Raw genomic sequence first — 394 nt, forward strand, 5'->3', positions numbered from 1 at the left:
TCTTGGATTAATGCAAGTTTAAAATCTCTTAGCCACTGTTTCATTGTTATGCACTTCTCTCCAAGCTTCTAGCAAACCTTTGGTTACATTTATAACTTCATTTATTCTATCTTCGTTATTTTCTAAATTTGCCAAAGATAAAAGTTGAATTTCTCTTGTATAAAGTCCGCTTAAATAATGCGCCACTTCTCCGCCTTTTTCATAATCTAAAGTATTAATAAGCTCTATAAAAATAGCCGTGGTTCTTTTTACAAAATACACTCTTTGTTCTATATCTTCATTTCTTATGGCTACTTTAACTCTTGCACAAAAACGCAAAATTCCCTCATAAAGCATTTCAATAAGTTTTTGCGGAGACTCTATCCCCACTTGATTTTGAGAATAAGCATTATAG

The 394-nt window shown here is 31.7% G+C and carries 1 protein-coding gene; it reads right to left on the reverse strand.

What is annotated here, in order from left to right; all coding sequences use genetic code 11:
* Positions 1–18 precede the first annotated feature (18 nt).
* A partial coding sequence (gene fliS, locus KJR01_RS09980) for a flagellar export chaperone FliS (RefSeq protein ID WP_214119099.1) occupies positions 19–394 on the reverse strand: 376 nt, incomplete at its 5' end.

This window comes from Campylobacter sp. 2018MI10, assembly GCF_018501175.1.
Lineage (GTDB): Bacteria > Campylobacterota > Campylobacteria > Campylobacterales > Campylobacteraceae > Campylobacter_E.